Source organism: Butyricimonas synergistica DSM 23225, from assembly GCF_000379665.1.
GTDB lineage: Bacteria > Bacteroidota > Bacteroidia > Bacteroidales > Marinifilaceae > Butyricimonas > Butyricimonas synergistica.
Window position 1 is genome coordinate 224,275 of the sequence record NZ_KB903368.1, and the last position, 20,242, is coordinate 244,516.

The following is a 20,242-nucleotide window of genomic DNA, read 5'->3' on the forward strand; positions in this document are numbered from 1 at the left end:
ATGGCAAACGAAATGGATAAATTGATATGGCGAGTGCTTGACGGGAAGGCTTCTCCCGGGGAAGTTCGCCGTGTGGTAGAGTGGGTGAGGGAGCCGGGCAACAGGAAGTATTTTCGGCAGTTGCGGAAGGTGTGGAATCTGGTGAACGGTCCGCGTGTCACCCCGGAGCGGAAACGGGAGGAGTTGGAACGGTTCCGGAATTTCATGCGGCAACAGCCCGGGGGAAAAGAAAGGCGTTTCGTCCGGAGGATGGGATGGTACAAGTACGCTGCCGTGGTGTTTATTCCTGTTTTGATTGTTGTTTATTTGTCGTGGCACGAGTTTGCCCGTGAGGATACGCGGGTGCTTTTGAGCGAGGAACCGGTGTACCCGGGTACCCGTCAGGTGATATTGACTATCGCGGGCGGGGATACGATTGCCTTGCAACCGAATCGGGATGTGGATATACAACTGGCAGGGCAGTTGCGTGTTGTTGGTTCGGGAGAGAGCATCGCTTACGAGTTGGGCGAGGGTGAGAACGAGGGCGAGGAGCGGTATAACACGTTGGCGACGCCGGTCGGGGGCGAGTATCAGGTGGTGTTGTCCGACGGATCCCGGGTGTGGTTGAATGCCTTGACGGAGTTGCGTTACCCGGAGATATTCAAGGAGGATTGCCGGGAGGTGTATTTGAGTGGGGAGGCTTATTTCGAGGTGGAGCACGATCCGGGACGTCCGTTCGTGGTGGTGGCGAACGGGGTGGAAGTGACGGTTTACGGTACGCGGTTTAACGTGAATAATTACGGGGCGGATGTGGTGCGGACCGTGCTTGTCGACGGTAAGGTGGGAATACGGGTTGCGGGCTCGGGCAAGGAGGTTGTGTTGAGCCCGAGTGATATGGCGGAGTGTTTCGAGGGTACGCGGGAGGTGAAGGTGAGGAAGGTGGACCCCTATGTGTACACGGCGTGGAAGGAGGGTAAGTTCGTGTTCGAGGATGAACCTATCGAGGAGATTATGTTGCGGTTGAGTAACTGGTATGGTATAAAAGTTTTTTATACTGACGAACGGGTGAAGAAACAAACTTTCACGGGTGTGATTACCCGTTACACGGAGGTGGGTAACGTGTTGCATTTGATAGGGGAAACGGCTGTCGTGCGATTCCAGTTGAACGGGAATGTCGTGACCGTGGGCACGTGATAAAGATAAAACCGGCAGTTATTGGGCTAACTACCGGTTGTAAATTGATGCGTTTGCATCAAAATGTCAAACAAATTACAAAGTTATGAAAAAATTTGAAGAATCGGGAATTTATGTCGCGAGAGGGTGTGTTTTGCTGTTGTTTTTGTTGTTTTCGACGGGAATTATGGCGCAACACCAGAAGGTGACGATCGACGTGAAAGATGTCGGTGTTCAGGACGTGTTTAAATCTATTAACAGGCAGACGGGGTTGGATTTCGTGTATGGGGCGTTGCAGTTGAAGGAGCTTGGTACGGTGACGCTTCAGATGAGGGATGTGGCGGTGGAGGAGGTGATGGCGAAGTTGTTTGCCGGAACGCGGTTCGAGTACAAGTTTGAGATGAAGTCTATTATTATCAAGGAGAAGGGAAAGAGGAATGAACCGGGGAACTTGAGTTTGAGCGGGAGCGTGAGGGACGAGCGTGGGAACCCGTTGCCGGGGGTGACGGTGGCAGTGAAGGGTATTCGTTTGGGTACTGCCACGGATAAGGACGGGAAGTATAAGTTGGTTTTCCCTCGGGTGGAGAAGCCGGTTATCGTGTTTTCTTTTATCGGGATGGAAACGGTGGAGGTGAAGTACGCGGGCAAGGACACGATCGACGTGGTGATGCGGGAGAATGTCGCTGAACTGGAGGAGGTGTTGGTGCAAACGGGTTACCAGTCGATAGACCCGAGAAAGAATACCAGCGCTGTCACCACGATCAAGGCAGCGGATATTATGGCTCCGGGGTTGCAGACGATAGACCAGATGCTGGAGGGGTACGTGCCGGGGATGGTTTTCATGCAGAACACGGGACAGATTGGTGCCGCGCCGCGTTTGCGGGTGAGGGGGACTTCCACCGTGTTGGGGTCGCAGGAGCCATTGTGGGTGATTGACGGGATCGTGCAGGAGAATCCGGTGAACGTGGATCCCTCGCAAATTAATGATTTGGATTTCGTGAATTTGCTGGGGAATGCCATATCCGGCTTGAACCCGGAGGATATCGAGCAGATCGATGTGTTGAAAGATGCCTCGGCAACGGCTATATACGGTGCCCGGGCGGGGAATGGCGTGATCGTGATCACGACGAAGAAGGGAAAGGCGGGGCCGCCCTCGGTGTCGTATTCGTTTTCCGGCACGTATACCCGTCGCCCTTATTACACGGACCGCGCGGTGAACGTGATGAATAGCGAGGAGCGGATTGATTTCTCGCGGGAGTTGATTGCCAAGCAGACGGTTTACCCGACAATTAAGACTTGGATCGGGTACGAGGAAGCGATCAGGAAGTATTACCGGGGAGAGATTTCTTTCGAGAAGTTCCAGCAGGACGTGGGGTATTACGAGCGGGTGAACACGGATTGGTTCGATTTGTTGATGCAAAATTCATTCTCGCATAAGCACACGCTGAGTTTGTCGGGCGGAACGGACAAGACGAAGTATTACGCTTCCGTGGGGTATAGCGATATGAAGGGTGCCGAGCGAAGGGAGAAAAATAAGTTGTATTCGGTCAGCCTGAAGGTGGATGTGAATTACAACCGTTTCGATTTGCATTTTGATATGAAGGGAAACGTGGGCGAGAAGAGGTACACGCCTTCGGACGTGGGCGTGACGGAGTACGCTTACAACACGACGCGGGCTCTTCCCGCTTACACGGAGTCGGGCGATTACTGGTATTACGCGCGGGAAGGAAACGATAATACGGGTTACGAGCAGTTGTTTAATATCCTGAAGGAGGTGGAGAACAGCACGCAGGATATTGATTCTCACGGGATGACTTTTACCGGGACGCTGGGTTACCGTATCATGGACCCGTTGAAGCTTGCCTTGACGCTTTCTTATTCGGTGAATAACACGGAGCAGGATATCTGGCACGGGGAGGATACTTATTATTGCAGGAGGTTGAGGTCGAATATGCCGGACGGTTCGGAGAATCTTAATTATAATAGATTGCCCGTGGGTGGGGAATTGCAGGAGAAAAACACGAGAAGGAACGCCTATACTTTGAGGGGACAGTTGAATTTCAACAAGTATTTGGATGGTGCACAGGATCACATGATCGTGGCGGCTTTGGGAGGGGAGATGTCTTCTAACAAGTACAAGGGGCTGGAGCAGACTTACCGCGGTTTTTTGAAGGAGCGCGGGTTGCAGATGGCGGAAGTTGATTTGAAGAAGTACGTGAAGTACGCGGAGTGGTTGCAGACGCCGGAAGCGAAGGGGATTCGCTCGGATCAATTGACGAATATGATTTCGGGGTATTTCACGTTGTCGTACAGTTACAAGGATTATTACACGTTGAATTTTAATACCCGCGTGGATGCCTCGAACAAGTTCGGTTCCCGGGCGAATGACAAGTTTTTGCCGATCTGGTCGGTTTCCGGGAGGCTTAATTTGAAGGAGGCGTTCATGGAGCGAGCCAATTGGGTGAACACGTTGGCTTTGCGGGCTTCATTCGGTTACCAGGGGAATATGCTGGATTCGGAAACGGTGGAAACCGTGATAAAGCGGGGAACGCATGATAAGTATTTTGAAGAGTATGCTTCCAGTATTTACAAATATCCTAATCCTTTGTTGAAGTGGGAGAAAATTTCCAGCGTGAACACGACTTTGGATTTCTCGTTTTTAAAGAATAAGATCCGGGGATCTGTTTCTTACTATTACAAGAAGACGAGGGATGCATTCTTGAGCAAGAAGGTTTCGGAGGTGAACGGGATAAACGCTTACGTGGTGAACAAGGGTACGCTGACGAACCGTGGCGTGGAACTCGCGTTGAATTTCATCCCGGTGAACACGTTTGGCGGCGGTTCGAAAAATGGTTTTCGCTGGAGTTTTGATCCCCAGTTCGGGCAGGTGATCAACAAGTTGCTTAACAAAGCTATAAATAACGGCAAGAAGCAGAGTTTGCGCGACGAGGATAATATTACTTACACGGATTATTTGAATGGAAGGGTGGAGGTTGCCGGTCGGCCGTTGAACAGTTTCTTCTCTTACCGTTTCGCGGGTTTGGATCCGGCGGACGGGCGCCCGATGTTCAGCGGCACAGAGGTTAATTACACGGTGAATGGCGAGGAAGTGCTGGGAGAAGATGGTGAGGTGATCACGAACAAGAGCCGTTACGAGGAGATGACGAAGGAGCAGGTGTTCCTGGAAGTGATGGATTATTCCGGTTGCCGCGTGCCGAAGTTGCAAGGAGGTGTCCGCAATACATTCTCTTATAGAGGATTCACGTTTGCCGTGAATTTGAGTTACAGTATCGGTTCCAAGGTGCGATTGTTGAGGATGTACCCGAATATTGCCAAGGAGAACGGAACGTTGGCACCCCAGCCGATGGAGAATGTCCGCCGGGAGTTTTTAAGGCGTTGGAAGAGCCCGGGGGACGAGGCGTACACGAATGTGCCGGGGATTATATCGGATGATGAGTTCGTGAAGTCTTTGACGAACAATTGGTGGCGTAACGCGACCTATTCGTTCGGGTCGAATATCTGGCAAATGTATGATTACTCGGATATCCGTGTCGTGAGCGGGAATTACCTGAAAATACAATCGATGTCGTTGCGCTATAATGTGCCGGCGAAGTTGTGTAACCGGTTGTTCATGAAAAGTGCTTACGTGAGTTTGTCGGGGACAAATTTGTACACCTGGGGGGCGAAGGCGTTGAAGGGGCAGGATCCTTCCACGCAAACGGGTAGTTCGACGAAAATCGCGCAGTCCGTGCGTCCCACGTATTCGTTTAGTTTGAATGTAACTTTTTAATCGTGTAAGGTTATGAGAAAGATGATTTATGTTTTGTGGTGGTGTTTCTTGGGTAGCTTCTTCCCCGCTTGCAGCGGTTTTTTGGAGGAGTACTCGCAGGATTTGACTTATATACAGACCGTGGATGATTTGAACGAGCTTTTGGTGGGAAGTTGTTATTTTTCAAACACGTCGGATTTGTTGCCCATGTTGCACGTGATGGATGACGACACGGAGTACGTGAGAAAGTCCACGACGCCGGGGTATTGGGGGTTCCATTACTGGTTGGCTAATCCTTTCGTGTCGGGCGCGGGGGTGGAGCAGAAGGACGGGGTATGGTCGACGTTTTATAAAAATTTAGCGGCGATTAATGTGGTGATGACGAAGGCGGAGGATTTCGCATCGGAAGGCGAAGCATATAGAAAAGCGAGAGGAGAGGCTTATTTCTTGCGGGGGATGGATTATTTTTATCTGGTGAATTTGTACGCGAAACCGTATGACATCAAGACGGCGGCGAGTGAGCCAGGTGTGCCGTTGAAGTTGACGGAGTACGTGGAGGACAAGCATTATGAGCGGACTCCCGTGGCAGAAGTGTACGCTTCGATTATTTCCGATTTGAAGATTGCGGCTACTTATCTGGATGGGACGACGCAAACGACGAAGAGAAGGGCGAATGTGGATGCGGCACGTGCCATGTTGAGCCGGGTGTACTTGTACATGGCGGGTGAGGAGAACTGGAAGAATTGTGTCGCGATGTGCGATTCTGTCTTAAAGAGTAGACGTTACAGTTTGTTGGATATTAATGACCATGAGCCTAAAAAAGATTTTATTTTTCTGGATTCCCCGGAAACGATATTCACGCAGGGAAAGTGTAGTGCACGAAACCCGATATTCATGGGACAAACCATGGTGGCTACTTATATGCTGACACAGGATTTGCTGGGGAAATATGACGCGGATGTCGATTTGAGGTATTCCCATTGGTTTAATAACGTGAGGAATGTCGGGTGGATTTGGTTGAAATATTCGTCTTTGACGCCGGTTGTTTCGACAATGGTTTCGAGCGAGTTTTTGCTTCGGTTGCCGGAGGTGTACTTGAATAAGGCGGAGGCTTTGGTGATGTTGGGACGCACGGAGGAGGCGGTAGAGGTGTTGAGGGCGTTGAGGGAAAAGCGTTTGGTGGAGGGAACGACGGATGTGATTCCCACGAGCCAGCAGGAGTTGGTTGATTTTGTCCGTCTGGAACGCCGTTTGGAGTTGTGCGGTGAGGGGCATCGTTGGTTTGATTTGCGGCGTTACGCTGTTCACCCGACTTTCCCGGAAGAGAAAGAGATTATACACGAGTACGTGAATAACTCGACACGGGTCGGTTATTACAGGTTGGCTCCTTATTCTGAAAATAGCGGGAATTGGGTATGGCCGATACCGGAGTACGCGATTACTTTTAATGACGGTACGTTGGTCGCAAACGAGAGGGAGGGTGCGCCTTTGGTTGAATATTAAAAAAGAGAGAGATGAAAAAGATTTTATTTGTATGGATGCTGTGTTGCGGGCTGGCGGCTTGTAACCGGGATGATCAGGATACTCATGTTTCTTACAAGGATATGGAGTGGTACGTGGTGGAGGATAGCGATGACGAGTTGGACCATTTGATTTATGAGGTTTATAAGTCCACGGGGATTCCTCTTTTTTACAAGGATACGATTCGGAGCCGTACGGAGGTGAATGAATGGGGTGGGGAGTACACGCTTTACTCGATATTGAACCCGAATTACATGATAGAGAGTATGTCTAAGTTGTGGACATTCACGAAGTCGACGGACCGGGAAAAATTGAAGAAGGGGGTAGAGTTGTTCCGGGATAAGGTGTATCCCAAGCTCCCGAAGGGGTATCGCTCGGCGTGTTATCTTTTGGTGGACCAGTTGCGTCAAAAGGAGTTTTATACGGATGTCGTGGGAGCTCGCAAAGGGATGAATACGACGGTTATCGGCCGGGTGGCAGAAATGGATGCGATGTCCGAGGAGGAGCAGGAGCGTTTGGCTTGGGAGGTGGTTGCCGAGGAGGTGTATGATAGTATCCAAGCGTATTATCCCAAGGATTTGGATGCATTTTTCAACGTGAGTTTCGTGTTGTGTAAAAAGAAAGACGTGTATTCGGATCTTATCACGAAATTTAAGACGAATATCCCGAATTATAATGCCGGATCAAATGGTGCGGCTACGGACCCGAGGGAAGCCGGTTTCTTGCGCTGGTGGCAGAGTAAGAGGTATACCCCGGAGTACAAGGATGACGTGTGCGGTTACCTGATAGAGGTGTTGCTGGGCGATGACGAGGGATTCGCGGAGCGGAACGCGGGTTTCAACGGATGCCTCGAAAAATATGATATGATCAAGGCGATCGCCGTGGATATGGGGCTTAGGAGGTAAGTTTAGTCTATAAAGTTTGTAAGGTCCATAAGGTCGAAGGTCCATGGACTCCTGTGGCTTTATGGATCTTATAGACTTCCTGTATAAGAAATAATATGTTGTATGTAAATGAATTGTATGAAAAATCCAATTGTAAGAGTGGAACATTTATCTCATCGTTACGCGGTGCAGTGGGCGATAGAAGATATTAATTTTGAGATTGAAGCAGGGGGTATCGTGGGGTTGTTGGGATCGAACGGCGCGGGTAAGTCAACCACGATGAATATTATTTGCGGGGTATTGAATCAGACTCGCGGAGAGGTGTTCATCGACGGGGTTAATTTGAGGGAACATCCCGTGGAGGCGAAGAGGAATATCGGTTTTTTGCCTCAAAAACCGCCTCTTTACCCGGATTTGAATGTAGAGGAGTATTTGCGGTTTTGTGCGGATTTGCGGTTTGTCGCTAAAAAAGATATTCAATCGGCGGTGAACCGGGCGATGGCACGTTGCGGCATCACGCATTTCAAGGACCGTCTGATACGGAATTTATCCGGGGGTTACCAGCAAAGGGTGGGGATCGCGCAAGCTATCGTGCATGATCCTAAGTTTGTGATATTGGATGAGCCGACCAATGGTTTGGACCCGAACCAGATCGTGGAGGTCCGTAATTTGATTCGAGAGATCGCTTCGGACCGTACGGTTTTGCTTTCCACTCATATTTTGTCGGAGGTGCAGGCTACTTGCCGGGATATAAAGATGATCGAGTGCGGGCGTGTTGTTTTCTCCGGCACGGTGGATGATTTTGATAATTATATCAAGCCGAACACGCTTTTGGCGTGTTTCGGGCGTCCGCCTCTGGAGGAGGAGTTACTGGCAGTGGAGGGAATCACCCGGGTGAAGAAGGTGAACGAGAGGAGTTATCGCTTGTGGTTTGATGGCGGGCGGGATGCGTCCAAAGAGGTGGTGAAGAGCAGCGTGAAGCATGGCTGGGAGTTGGAAGAGATTCATTTCGAGAAGAGTTCTTTGGATGCGGTGTTCGCCAAATTGTCAAATAAAGAGATTCGTGAATTATAAAAAGTGGAAGGATGAAAACAATATATAAGATAGCGAAATTAGAGTTAGCTAACCTTTTCTATTCCCCGATAGCGTGGTTTATACTGATTATTTTTATGTTGCAGATGGGGATAAATTTCGGGGAGATGATGGGGTCGTTGGGACGCTTCCAGGAGTTGGGGCGGCATTTAACGAATTTGACGGCGAGGGTATATTACGGGGGAATGGGTGGTCTGTTGCGTGGGGTATCCAGTTCTTTGTATCTTTATATTCCTTTGTTGACGATGGGGTTGTTGAGCCAGGAGTTTAGCCGGGGTTCCGTGAAATTGCTTTTCTCTGCCCCGATCAGCAGTTGGCATATTGCGCTTGGGAAGTATGTCGGTATTATGATTTACGGGTTTATTTTGATACTTGTTCTCGGGGTGTATGTCAGTATCGGTTGGGTGACGATTGAAAATTTTGACTGGCGACCGGTGTTGATCGGGTTGTTGGGGTTGTATTTGTTGCTGGGCGCTTATGCGGCTATCGGGCTTTTTATGTCCTCGTTGACTTCGTACCAGATTGTTGCCGCTTTGGGTACTTTTGTCGTGTTCACCTTGTTGAATCTGGTCGGGAAGGTAGGACAGGATATCGAGTTCGTGCGGGATATCACGTATTGGCTTTCTCTTGGAGGCCGGGTGAGCACGTTCTTGCGAGGCATGGTTTGTAGCGAGGATGTGTTGTATTTCGTTATCGTGATCACGATGTTTCTTTCGTTTTGTTTTTTGAAAATCCAGTTGGGGCGAGCCCGTTATTCCGGTTTGTCCAAGATGGCGCGTTACGGGGGAGTGTTCGTGGTGGCGATGCTTGCCGGATACGTGACTTCCCGCCCGGTGTTGAAGGGGTATTATGACGGGACTTACACGAAGGCGAACACGATTTCCGAGGAGAGCCAGGATATCGTGAAACGGCTGGATGGAGGAATGACGATCACGACTTACGTGAATCTTTTGGATAATATTTATTCTTTTTCGAAGAAGGGTGTTTTGGGGGATATGGCTTTGTTCGAGAAGTATATCCGGTTTAAGCCGGATATCGAGATGAAGTATGTTTTTTATTATGACGAGGTGGATAACCCGAAACTGGAGCAGATGTATCCCGGTATGAGCGCCGAGGAGAAGGCGAAAAAGGTGGTGAAGGCGGCTAACCTGAATCTGGATGATTATTTGACCCCGGAGCAGATACGGGAACTCGTGGATCTCTCGGGGGAGGGCAATCATTTTGTCCGTATACTGGAAAGGGATAACGGTCAAACCGCTCGTTTAAGGATATTTAATGATATGCAGAAGCATCCTTCGGAGACGGAGGTTTCCGCAACGTTGAAGCGTATGGTGATGAAGTTGCCTAAAGTGGGTTTCTTGAAGGGGCACGGGGAGCGTTCTATCACGAAAAACAGGAATCGGGATTATTCTTTGTTCGCATACGGGCGATATTTCAGGTATGCGTTGTTGAACCAGGGGTTTGATGTGGTAGAGTCCGAGTTGCAGCCGGAAAAGGATAATTTGCGGGATATTGATATTCTCGTGATCGCCGACCCGTTGGAAGCGTTTGAGGAGTGGGAGCTGGAGCAGTTGTCGGATTATATTGACCGGGGGAATAATTTGATTGTAGCCGGGGAACCGAAGCACGATGAGCATTTGGCTCCGGTATTGGAGAAGTTCGGGCTTCGGTATGTTCCGGGTACTTTGGTGCAACCGATGGAGGAGTATCCTGCCGATTTGCTGGTGGTTCGCTCGACGTTGGCAGGAGCGAGGTTAAGCAGGGTGAATGCCGGTTGGCGGCGTATGATCTTTACCATGCCGGGAGCTATGGGGATTGATTCGGTGGCGGATAAGGGATTCCGGATGGTACCTTTGTTGGTATCCCGGGATTCCGGTTGCTGGAACGAATTGGAAACAAGTGATTTCGTGAATGAAACCGTGAGGTTGAATCCCGCGGCAGGGGAGAGGGAAGCCCAAATGGTGACGGCGATGGCCCTTGAAAGAGAGTGTAACGGGCGAAACCAACGGGTGTTGGTACTGGGTGATGCCGATTGTATTAGCATGGGTGAGCTTTCTGCAGCCCGGCGAGGTATTCGGGCTTCTAATTTTTCGTTGATTCAAGGGGCATTTTGTTGGTTGTCCGACGAGGAGTTGCCGGTAGATATACGGCACCCGAATCCGATAGACAATAAAGTGTATTTGGGAATCACTTCGGGGACGTGGGTGAAGGTGTCCGTGAAGTGGATTCTTCCCGCTGTTTTGTTGTTGTTCGGGATGATTTTGCTTTTGCGCAGGCAAAGGAAATAGAATTATTTTTTGAATTCCTTTCATGTTTTTTTGAAAAACGGGATTGAAAATAGAAGAGGTGATCTGATAGGTAAGACTTTTTCAGATCGCCTCTTTTTCTGTTTTACCCGGGAATCGGGGTTATTTTTTTGCCGTTACGGGTGTAGTTGCCGCTTCTTCTTGGGCTTGCTCATCTTCTGCCAGAACAAGGTTGATTTTGTACTGGTTTTTCCCGTTGTAAACGTTCAGGGCTTCCGGTTTCATCGTTTCTACCCGGAGGTTTGCCGCGGGTATTCCTTGGCTGATGAGGTATGCGGTGGCTTTTTGGTTTCTCAGGCTGATAAAGCGGTCGATTTGATCCTGTAAGGTTTGTGTCGGGACGAGAGTCAATGCTTTGTCGGTTACGGAATTGTTTTGATGTTCGGGGGCGACGATCCCGGAAAGATAGGTGTTCAGTCCCGGGTCTTTGGTTTCGATCTCCATGATCTTGGCGTAGTCGATTGCCACGAGGGTCGAGTCGCTTTTTTCCGGGTGCTGGGACAGGTAATATTTCTTTTTGGCGTTGAACAGAGCCAGTTCTTCCCGTGCTTGCGGGAGGTTGATCTGTTGCTCTAACACGAGGGTCATGGCGGGTTTGCTTTGGATGATTTTTGCCAGGTCGTTGAGCGTGGAGAATTGTTCGGAGGTAAATTCCCATTGGCAAGCTTCGAGCGGGATGGATTGCAATTTATCCGGGGATAATCCTAATGAATTTGCCATGAAGGTGACCGGGGAAACGGCTATTTTCACAAGCAGGTTGGTCAATGTCTTGAAGATCAGTTTCCGGTAGGAAAATTCCGGGGAGGTAATGTTACCTTTCACCGGGAGTTCCATGTTGATTTTGTCGTCCTTGTCCTTGATCAGGTAAAGGGCGGTTTTCATCGGGAGGTTATATTCCGGTTGCAATTCCTTGCGTTTGTTTTCCAATTCGAAACGGAAGGCGTCCGCCGTGTTGCGTCCTTCAAGCATATTGTTGTTGATGACGTTCACGCTGGTGAAGGCAAGTATCCCCTTGCGTATCGGGTAGGCGAAGTAGTCGAGGCAATACGGGTCGAAACCACGCAGGTCGACGTTCTTGATACTTAGCGTCAGCATCAGGTTGCTGATGTCGTCGAGTTTCCCTTTCCAGTTGAGGAATGCGTTTCCGCCTTGCCCCATGTCCATCTTCATCACGATGTGGTTCGTTCCGGATAATGTGACGGAATCCGCTTGCACGGAGATGTGTGTCATCGGGAAAGTGAACGGTTTCGTCAGGGTGTGGTCGTTGAACGTGAACGAGCAATCGGCGATGTCGAGTTTGCCCAATTTCAAGTGCATGGGTGTTTCCGGCACGGTGTCGGTAGCTGTCGTGTTTTGGGTGGTGTCGGCGGGAGATGCTTTCATGAGGTCGGTCAGGTTGTTGTGATCCTTGTACAGGTCGAACGAGGTCGATAGTCCTCGCAGAAGGAGGGTGTTGAAGTAGAAGATACTTGTCGACGGGTTGATCTCCTGTATATCGATCCCAATGGTATCGAGGGTGAGCACGTTCTTTTGGTATGTATCCGTAAGGGATAGGTTTTTCAGTCCGGTTTGTCCTTTGACGGAAAGGTCGAGAAGGTGGTTCACGTTGCCCGTGATATCCATGTCTGCGGATAGTAGCCCGTCGAGTTTGCTGATATTCAGATAATCGGTCAGGTAGGCTTGCAGGTTGTCAATGGCAAGGTCTTGGAGATTCAAGTGAACGAGGTAATCTCCGTCCGTCAGGTTGTACTCGGTTTGAGTTTGCAGGCTTCCGCCGTTGCTGAAATTCAAGTTGATACCCACGTTGGTGTTTTCCCCGCTGAAGTAAATGCCGGGAATATGGAGGTTCATGTCTTCCATGTCCCAAACGGATTGGCGTACCCGGTCTTCATAGTATACCCGCCCTTCCCGCAAGTTTATATTGTTGATGGCTATTGCCATCGGGGAGAAGGTGGTGGTGTCTTTCGGGACGGCGACTTCCGTGGTGTCGGATGAGGCTAGTGCCAGCAAGTCGTTGAAATTGAACGTGTCGCCCTTTTGCCATACCATGATTTGTGGGTGCACGAGGGTGATTTCATTTACCCGCAATTCATTGGCGAGCAGGCGATACAGGGATAAGTCGACCACAAGGGTGTCAAATGACACGAACGCCGTGCTGTCATCCGGTTCGTAGAGGGTAAAGTCCGTCATCCGGTTGTAGCCCGTGAAAAGGTTCGAGTAAAGCCCGTTGATCTGGATTTTCCTGCCAACGAGTTCTTTCCCGTGTTTGTTAATATAGTTTTTAGCGATAGGCGGTGCGATAATTGCACAAATTATAACTAAAAATGCAATAATTATCAACGTGATGCCTAGTATTTTAATAAACTTCTTCATGATTTTTTCTAAAATAAAATGTTCAATATATATAAGAGCAAAACTAGAGTAAAAAGGTGAAACCTTATCGGTTTTATATACGTATTTAACAGTGTTTACGTTACCATTTTCTCTGAATAAATGAAAAGAGGTCTAAAGGTTATAGATTTTTATTTAAGCGGGGTGTTTGGTTTCGTTTTGTAAGTAAAATAATTAATTCATGTTAAATATTAAGTTAAAATGCCGTTTAGAGTCACCCTTTTTGCCCTTTTGGGTGTTATAAGGATGTAGTTCAAATTAATGTATCAAGTAGTATGTTGAAAATTGTATTAATCGTAGGAGTTTTATTATTCAATCTTGTTGGAGTGCAAGCTCACGAGAAGGAGATGGATTCATTGGATAATTTAGTGAAGAGGTTCGAAGCGAATCCTGCGGACCCACAGACCACCATCAAGTTGTTGAAGGAGTTGAAGAGTCAGGGCAAACCGAGTGGTGACGTTGTGAACAAGTATTTTCAGACACAACAGGAAGCTGATTATCTGAAAGATTATAATTGGTCGATTATCCGTGACTTTGTGGATGACGTGAATGCGCCACAAATTAAATATGTGTTTAACAATCAATCAAAGTTTATACAGCGTTTTTCCAAAGACGATGTGTTCCAGAAACTGGATAACGTGTTCGTGGGGCACTTGGAACGGTATTATAACAGTAACCGGACGGAGTATAACAAGTACCTGGATTTCCTGAAGAACACGGGTTACGAGCATTATGACGTGGTTTCGGATTATTTTTACATCAAGCAGTTGCGTGCGGAACGGAAGTCTGAAGATTATTTCTACAAGGCTCGTAAGTTGTTTCGTTATTTCCCGGAAAACCGGAAAATGATTAAAGAGATCACCGATGGTGCTCTGGAGATCATGAATGACGTTTCCCGTTTGAAGGTTATCCAATTGTGGGCAGGCAAGACGGTGGAGTCTAAAAAGGATTTCGATGCCATTTATAACTATGTCTTGATTTCAAGCAAATGCGGGTTCGGCGATGTGGCAAAGAAATACGCTCAAATCGCAACTTCCGTGGCAGAGCAGTCTTCTAACCAGGTGTTGTTGGAGAAAGCAAAGAAGTTGTCGCAGATGATTAATTAGGATAAATCAAAATGAATTTGAAGGGCTGTCCGAAACTAACGGACAGCCTTTTTTCGTGTAAGTGATTATATTTTTCCTTTTAATATCTGTTTTAATAATTGCTCTTTACTTGTTTTTTCTTGTTTGTTCCCCTTTTCCCGTTTGTTTATTTTTTCCCACTTGATGGCGTCTGCGACGACTAAATGTTCCGGGTTGGACCCTTTGTCGTTCAGGATGACTTTTACTTCCCCTTTAAGTAAATTGAATTCTCCAATGGAAAACCAACCTCTAGGTTGGTTTTCCATATCGATTTCGATGTTTTCTTTCTGATGCCCGTGAATAACGGTGTAATGATAACGTGTATCTTTGGCATGGGTATTTATTTGTCCTATGGTCTTTTCTACTACATAGGCTTGTAGAAGATAAAGCCCCGAATCCGGGATATTTACACGCCATTCGGCTTCATAATTGCCTCTGTCACAGAATTTGTAAAAAGCACTTTTAATGGTATCCCCGTAGAGTATGTCGGAAATTAGTTTGCCCCAACCTGTTATTCCCGGTTGAATGTAGTTACTTGCTTGCCTGGTTTCCGTTCGTCCCCATAATTGTTGAAGCCAACCTATCGTTGCCCCTTTCAAATGAAAATTCGAGTTTTCGTTATCTACTATGATTATCTCTTTTTCGGAATTGAATTCGTCCGGCGAAATATCGAAAACACCACAAATACTGTCTTGCGTAATCTCGTGTGCGGTTCTCATGGAAGAGCTCCAACGGGCAGGAGTGATTATTCTAGGACGGTTGAGCGAGAGTCCCATGTGTATTTGACATTCGCTGTCCAGAAGTAATTTGATTTTTTTACTTGTCTTGGGAGGAATGTAATACGTGTATAGGTTGTAAAAGTCGCCAAGAGAGATGAAACCTCCGCAAGCTGACGGGTTGTATATTTTCACTGAACTTTTTATTCTTGGTTTTCCTTGAATTTTAATGAGTTTATTCTTGATATCTTTTACTAGAAATACAGGTAATTGTTTGGAGGTGTACCATTCTTCCAAGTAACCGGATAAATCGGCATGGAGGGTTGATTTTAGGTCTTGGTTGAATTCTTCAAAAGAAACTTCATGTGGGAAACGAAGGTAAAAATCTTCCATGTAGTTGGAAAAATTAGTCCACGTGATCCCTTGTGCCATAATGTAATTTCCTAATTCGAATCCTTTTTGCTTGATAATCTCGTTTAATAACCACGGGTCTAACCGGGAGTCCTTTACCGCATCCTCCAAGCTTCGTGTCGAGAGGTATTCGCATACTTCTTCGTGTTCGTGGCTGTTCATGGAAGCGGAACCTTCCTTCAGTAATCTTTTTAAGGCAATATTTAACACGGGATAGTGCGGGGAGTAGATACAACCCGTGGGTTCTCTGAAAATGGGATTGGAAGAAAGTAAGTTCCCTTCGCTTTTTCGGTTATGTGTTCGAAATAATGTTTGAATGAAGGGATTGCTTCGTGGAAATTCCCACACGTCATCCAAGTCGTCCACGAGTGATGCTAAATATCGTGCTTCTAAATCGGTAATACCTTGTTGGCTTTTGTTGTGTTTTTTTAAAAAGATGAAGTCAGATAGCCAGGGTAAATAACAACCGTATTCGGGATAAAACAATATTTCGGGTTGCACGTATTCGCTTTTCCCGCGAGCGACTCTGAAGTAAGAAGCGAAGGTTAGGGGTGTTTCTACAATGAGTAGTTTGTTTGCGGGGTAAAAGAAACTACCGCCAATACCAACTTGCTTTTCTATGGTTTCCCGAACAAGTGATGTGTCGAGATGCGAGAATGACGTCGTGAAAAAATCATGTCCTTTAAAATAGTATAACTCGATTTGGAAAGGAGATGTGATTTGTGTCTGGTCGTTGCTATACGTGTTTATTTGTCTATTTTTGAAAATGGTAAAATCACTTACCCGGATAGATTTTTTTTCGTAATGACCTATGCATACCGAGAGCCCTTCCATGTTTTTATTGCTGGAGAACGACCATTTGTTTCCCATGTGTGAACAGTCGCCTCGCGAAAGGACAATTTGTTCGTTTTGTGTTTCTACTTCCAGGTGAAACCGGGTGTAATCTCGATGAGGCATGATTGTTTCCGCTAGATTCACGGGAGGGATGAGAACCGGGTACCATAGGCATTCGGGGAGTAATAAGGTGAATTTTTCATCGGTAAAGATGTAACGGCGTCCGTAGCGATAGACGTCATCTCCTCTGGTCATATTGTAGTACTCGTCGTCGGTGATGTCTAGGTAACAAATGCGTTCGTCTATGCTGCCGGAATAGTCGATATTCAAGACGAGGGAGTCACCGGGAAGGATTTGTCGGTCGATCACGATGGCTTGGTGATCCCTGGTAAATGGGGCGGGGGTGTTGTTCACGGTTAACCGGGTGACCTGCAAGTCGGGGTTCAGGTATAGCGTATAGCGTGGGATGGCGTGGCTTTTTTCGTTTAGCAGTACTAGGCGATTGGAAAATTTTAGCGTGTTTTTTTCCCGAGTGAAGGTGATGTCGTGGGTCGGTATTTTTAATTCGTGTGTTTGTGTATGGTATTTTTGGTAAATAGAACGATAGGTTGCACGAACGGACTGCTCATGTCTGAAAGGAATTGCCCGTGTATTAAGAATACCTATTGCCGCAACAATGAATAAGAGTCCGGTAAGGTTGTATGAACGGTGGTCGGATAATGCATTGGAAAGACGCTTGTGAACTCGTGTCGCGAGGAATAAGCAACCTCCTGCTAATAGAATGTAAGCTAACCGATGTAAAAGATAAGTGTACAAATCCGCATGTCCATACATGGGTGAAAAAATATTGGCTTGATTTATAGCTAGATAATCGAAAGCATCCCAACGTATCCCGGGTAAATATTTGATTGTGCCGAAAAGAAAAATTAGTAAAAGAACAAGAGCCGGGAAACGGTGGCGGAAAAGGTGTAGAATTAAAATGGAAAAAGCCGTGATAAAAGCTATAGAAGGGATGATCCATGTAAAGTAGTAAAATATATAGAGGAAGAAGTTGAACGGGGCATTACTTGAAAATAGATTGATACATCCTCCCACGATGATACCTAACAAACTGAGCCCGAAGAATCCAAGGCATATTCCCAGATATTTGCCGAGCAGGTATTCCAGGTTACTTTCTGGACGCACGAGCATAACCTCCGTGGTATCATGTATTTTTCTCTGCACACGTTCAGTCATCGTGAATATTACGGTAAAAGATAGAACCAGACAGAGGAGAAAGGCGTTTACCCAGGGAATGGATGAAGCGAGGGCAACCATGCTCCAGCTGTAAACTCCATATGTGCTCTGTGTTGTTATGTGGAATAAAAATATGCTGCATATTGCAATGAACGCTAATACCCGAAACGTCCAACTTCGGTTCAATAATTTGAGTTCGTAATTCGCAATGTGAAATATGTAATGCCAGTTCATCTTCTTCCTGCTTTAGGTTAAGTGAGGGTTATTGAAGAGGGTTTTAGTGCGTCTCCGATATTTAAGCAAAGTAAATGATTGTATTGTGTGGAGGATGCGGGAGCTTCCCATGCATCCCAAGATATCATATCTATTTGGATCGGTTCGCATGGTATGATTTTTCCATTTTTATCTAATGGTGCATAGAAGTCAATGTGTTTTGATACATAACCAATACCATAGAACGTGACCGTGTATAATCCCGGTTGATCACATTCCATTTCAAAAGTTCCATTTCCGAAAATGATAGTGGCGTTCGCTCCCGGGGGAATATTCATGAATATTGTAGCTTGAATACCGGAAGGTGGTGTGATGGATGCTGTAAATTTGACCCAGTATCCAGTAGCCGCAAAACATAAATTTGTTGTTCCGATAAAAAATACCAAAAGTAATAATGATTTTATTCGAATTCGTTTCATAAATGTAAATTTAAAATGATAAATAAAATAAACCTGATGCCACTCACGCTTATTGTTGTTTGAGGGCATGATAGAGATTGCTTTCGGGTATTATTCTTTTAAGACGACGTATTCGAAATATCGCCTGAATTCGTCATCTAATAATTTTTTGATAGCGAGTATTTTGTCCAGTTCCAATTGGCGGAATTGTAATTCGGCTGCAACGAATTTGGTGATGAATTGCTCTTGCCCGAGATTTTCGATTAGCCGTAGTTTGCCGTCAAGTTCTTGGTTATAAATTTCTCTTAATTGATTTGTTCCCTGGGCATCTAATTTTAGAAGAATGGCTTGTGCTTTGACAATACTGTCTAGGTTCGCCTTGTTTTTCTTGATGTTTGTCAGCATCATTTCTCGTACGGTGGCATCATCTCCCAGTTGTTCTTTTAGGTTATTGACTTTTTTTAGTTGTTCTTCCGCGGGTATCTCTTTTTTAGATGCCATGGCTTCTTTCTCTTTGTTTAGTCCCTGGAGGTATCTCGTAAAAGATTCCGCTATTATTGGATCCAGAGGAAGATTTACCGCGTCAAGTTTACCGGCATACCAAACTCCCTGAGTTTTCCTGAAACGGACAGGTTTTCCGTTTATCATAGCAGGTTCCCACTTGGGATAATTTTTGACGGCGTTGAATAACAACGAATCTAGTGCCGGGTAAAAAGATTCAAGAAATGTGACGTTTGAGACAGAGCCATCTTTTTCTATAATAAAGGAAACAGTTACATTGCCTTTGAGGTTTTTTCCTGCCAAGTGACTAGGATACATCGTGCGTTTACTGATCCAACTTCGGTCGCCCGTGAAGCGAGGTTCCCGGTCTGCTTTTTCGTACACCGTGGTGTCCTCTTCCGGGAGGAGGTGACAAGAGTTTTTTGTCGTAAAGCAAAATGACGGACTTGTTAGAAATAGGTAACAAAGTATTATTCCAATTTTCATGAATATTGTTTGTCTTTTTCCGGAATGGTTAATTGTAGGTTTCATGATATCTTAAATTTATAGTATATAGCTTTTATTTTGCAATTCTAATTTAGAAATATGTCTTTAAGAGCAACTTGATAATAACAAAATTAAACAAAAATGAAATATACGTATCTTTTAAAATTTAATTGTTATATAATTTTAACACTTTATACTGGGATTGATTGTGTATTTTACTGTATGTTTAGTTGGTTGCTCTCTTTTTCTTTCTGCTTTATTCTTTCGTTTTTATTCTTATCTTTGTATGAAATCAATAAAGGGATGAATATGAAAAAAATTCTACTATTAGCAGTTTACTTGCTGACGTTGGGGAGTTTGACGGGTTTGAAAGCACAGGCAAAAGAGACGTTGGTGAAAGTAGGGGACGATGTTCCGGAGTTCGTGGTTGATATGTTCGACGGGAAGAAAATCAATATTAAGGATTTGAAAGGGAAGATCGTGTTGATTAATTTTTGGGCAACGTGGTGTCCGCCTTGCCAGGAAGAGTTGAAAAGGGTACAAAAAGAGATTATAGATAAGTTTAAGGGAAAAGATTTCGTTTTTTTGGCTATTTCCCGAGAGGAAACAAAAGAACAAGTGGCTAAATTCCGGGAGAAGAACGGGTATACTTTTCCCATGGGATTGGATCCGGAACGCAAGATATTCGAGAAATTTGCGACAGCTACTATTCCTCGCAGTTTTATTATCGATAAGAAGGGAATGATTGTGGCTATCGAAGTCGGATACACGAAAAAATCTTTTGATGAATTAATCAAGAAGATTGAGAAGTTGTTGGAATAGGAATTAGGTAGGGATTCGTCTACCTTGCGTATTGGATTCCCTAGACCATGAACGTTTTATAGACATAGTATCAACGGAGCATCAATAGTAATACTGTTTGTGTTCCGTTGTTATTTTGTAGACATTATAATTAAGGTGTAGGGTATCTATCGTGAAGCTTGAAGTCAGATGCTAAAAATTGATAATTAAGAATGTAGCAGATATTCGGAAAATGTAATATCTTTGTCTTGCAAGATATGAATAAAGGATCGTTTAAAAACACTCATAAAAATGGAAAATTATGAATGATTTCGTATGTTTTGAAAAAAGTAATTACTTAGATATAA

General features: G+C 46.0%; 12 protein-coding genes. 8 read left to right on the plus strand and 4 right to left on the minus strand.

The window, feature by feature from the left end:
* From A3CY_RS0115075 to A3CY_RS0115100, 6 genes are all read left to right on the plus strand, one after another.
* Complete coding sequence (locus tag A3CY_RS0115075) at positions 1-1,173, plus strand: FecR family protein (RefSeq protein ID WP_018338768.1); 1,173 nt, start codon at positions 1-3, stop codon at positions 1,171-1,173.
* A gap of 85 nt (positions 1,174-1,258) precedes the next feature.
* The gene (locus tag A3CY_RS0115080; protein WP_018338769.1) at positions 1,259-4,942 is read left to right on the plus strand and encodes a SusC/RagA family TonB-linked outer membrane protein; all 3,684 of its coding nucleotides are present in this window, start codon (positions 1,259-1,261) and stop codon (positions 4,940-4,942) included.
* A 12-nt stretch (positions 4,943-4,954) separates the two neighbouring features.
* Positions 4,955-6,424: a RagB/SusD family nutrient uptake outer membrane protein gene (locus tag A3CY_RS0115085; RefSeq protein WP_081619477.1), complete on the plus strand. Its 1,470-nt coding sequence runs from the start codon at positions 4,955-4,957 to the stop codon at positions 6,422-6,424.
* An 11-nt stretch (positions 6,425-6,435) separates the two neighbouring features.
* Entirely contained in the window at positions 6,436-7,347 is a 912-nt protein-coding gene (locus A3CY_RS0115090; RefSeq protein WP_026207725.1) for a single stranded DNA-binding domain-containing protein, read from the plus strand.
* A 117-nt stretch (positions 7,348-7,464) separates the two neighbouring features.
* A complete protein-coding gene (locus tag A3CY_RS0115095; protein ID WP_026207726.1) occupies positions 7,465-8,400 on the plus strand; it encodes an ABC transporter ATP-binding protein in 936 nt (311 codons plus the stop codon).
* A gap of 11 nt (positions 8,401-8,411) precedes the next feature.
* Positions 8,412-10,706 (plus strand): Gldg family protein, encoded by a 2,295-nt coding sequence (locus A3CY_RS0115100; protein WP_018338773.1) that lies wholly within the window; start codon positions 8,412-8,414, stop codon positions 10,704-10,706.
* 120 nt (positions 10,707-10,826) lie between these two features.
* Here the strand turns inward: A3CY_RS0115100 and A3CY_RS0115105 are convergent, their stop codons facing one another.
* Positions 10,827-13,097, minus strand: coding sequence for an AsmA family protein (locus A3CY_RS0115105; RefSeq protein WP_018338774.1), 2,271 nt, complete (start codon positions 13,095-13,097; stop codon positions 10,827-10,829).
* Positions 13,098-13,390: 293 nt separating this feature from the next.
* Between A3CY_RS0115105 and A3CY_RS0115110 the strand changes: the two genes are divergently transcribed.
* Entirely contained in the window at positions 13,391-14,221 is an 831-nt protein-coding gene (locus tag A3CY_RS0115110; RefSeq protein WP_018338775.1) for a hypothetical protein, read from the plus strand.
* A 65-nt stretch (positions 14,222-14,286) separates the two neighbouring features.
* Here A3CY_RS0115110 and A3CY_RS0115115 read toward each other — a convergent pair whose 3' ends face one another.
* From A3CY_RS0115115 to A3CY_RS22165, 3 genes are all read right to left on the minus strand, one after another.
* The gene (locus A3CY_RS0115115; protein ID WP_155828374.1) at positions 14,287-17,436 is read right to left on the minus strand and encodes a golvesin C-terminal-like domain-containing protein; all 3,150 of its coding nucleotides are present in this window, start codon (positions 17,434-17,436) and stop codon (positions 14,287-14,289) included.
* Positions 17,437-17,687: 251 nt separating this feature from the next.
* A complete protein-coding gene (locus A3CY_RS0115120) occupies positions 17,688-18,128 on the minus strand; it encodes a hypothetical protein (RefSeq protein ID WP_155828376.1) in 441 nt (146 codons plus the stop codon).
* Between the two features lie 90 nt (positions 18,129-18,218).
* A complete protein-coding gene (locus tag A3CY_RS22165) occupies positions 18,219-19,139 on the minus strand; it encodes an energy transducer TonB (RefSeq protein ID WP_018338778.1) in 921 nt (306 codons plus the stop codon).
* 258 nt (positions 19,140-19,397) lie between these two features.
* Between A3CY_RS22165 and A3CY_RS0115130 the strand changes: the two genes are divergently transcribed.
* Positions 19,398-19,916 carry a TlpA family protein disulfide reductase gene (locus A3CY_RS0115130; RefSeq protein WP_018338779.1) on the plus strand — a complete coding sequence of 173 codons (519 nt, stop codon included), beginning with the start codon at positions 19,398-19,400 and terminating at the stop codon, positions 19,914-19,916.
* Positions 19,917-20,242: the final 326 nt, after the last annotated feature.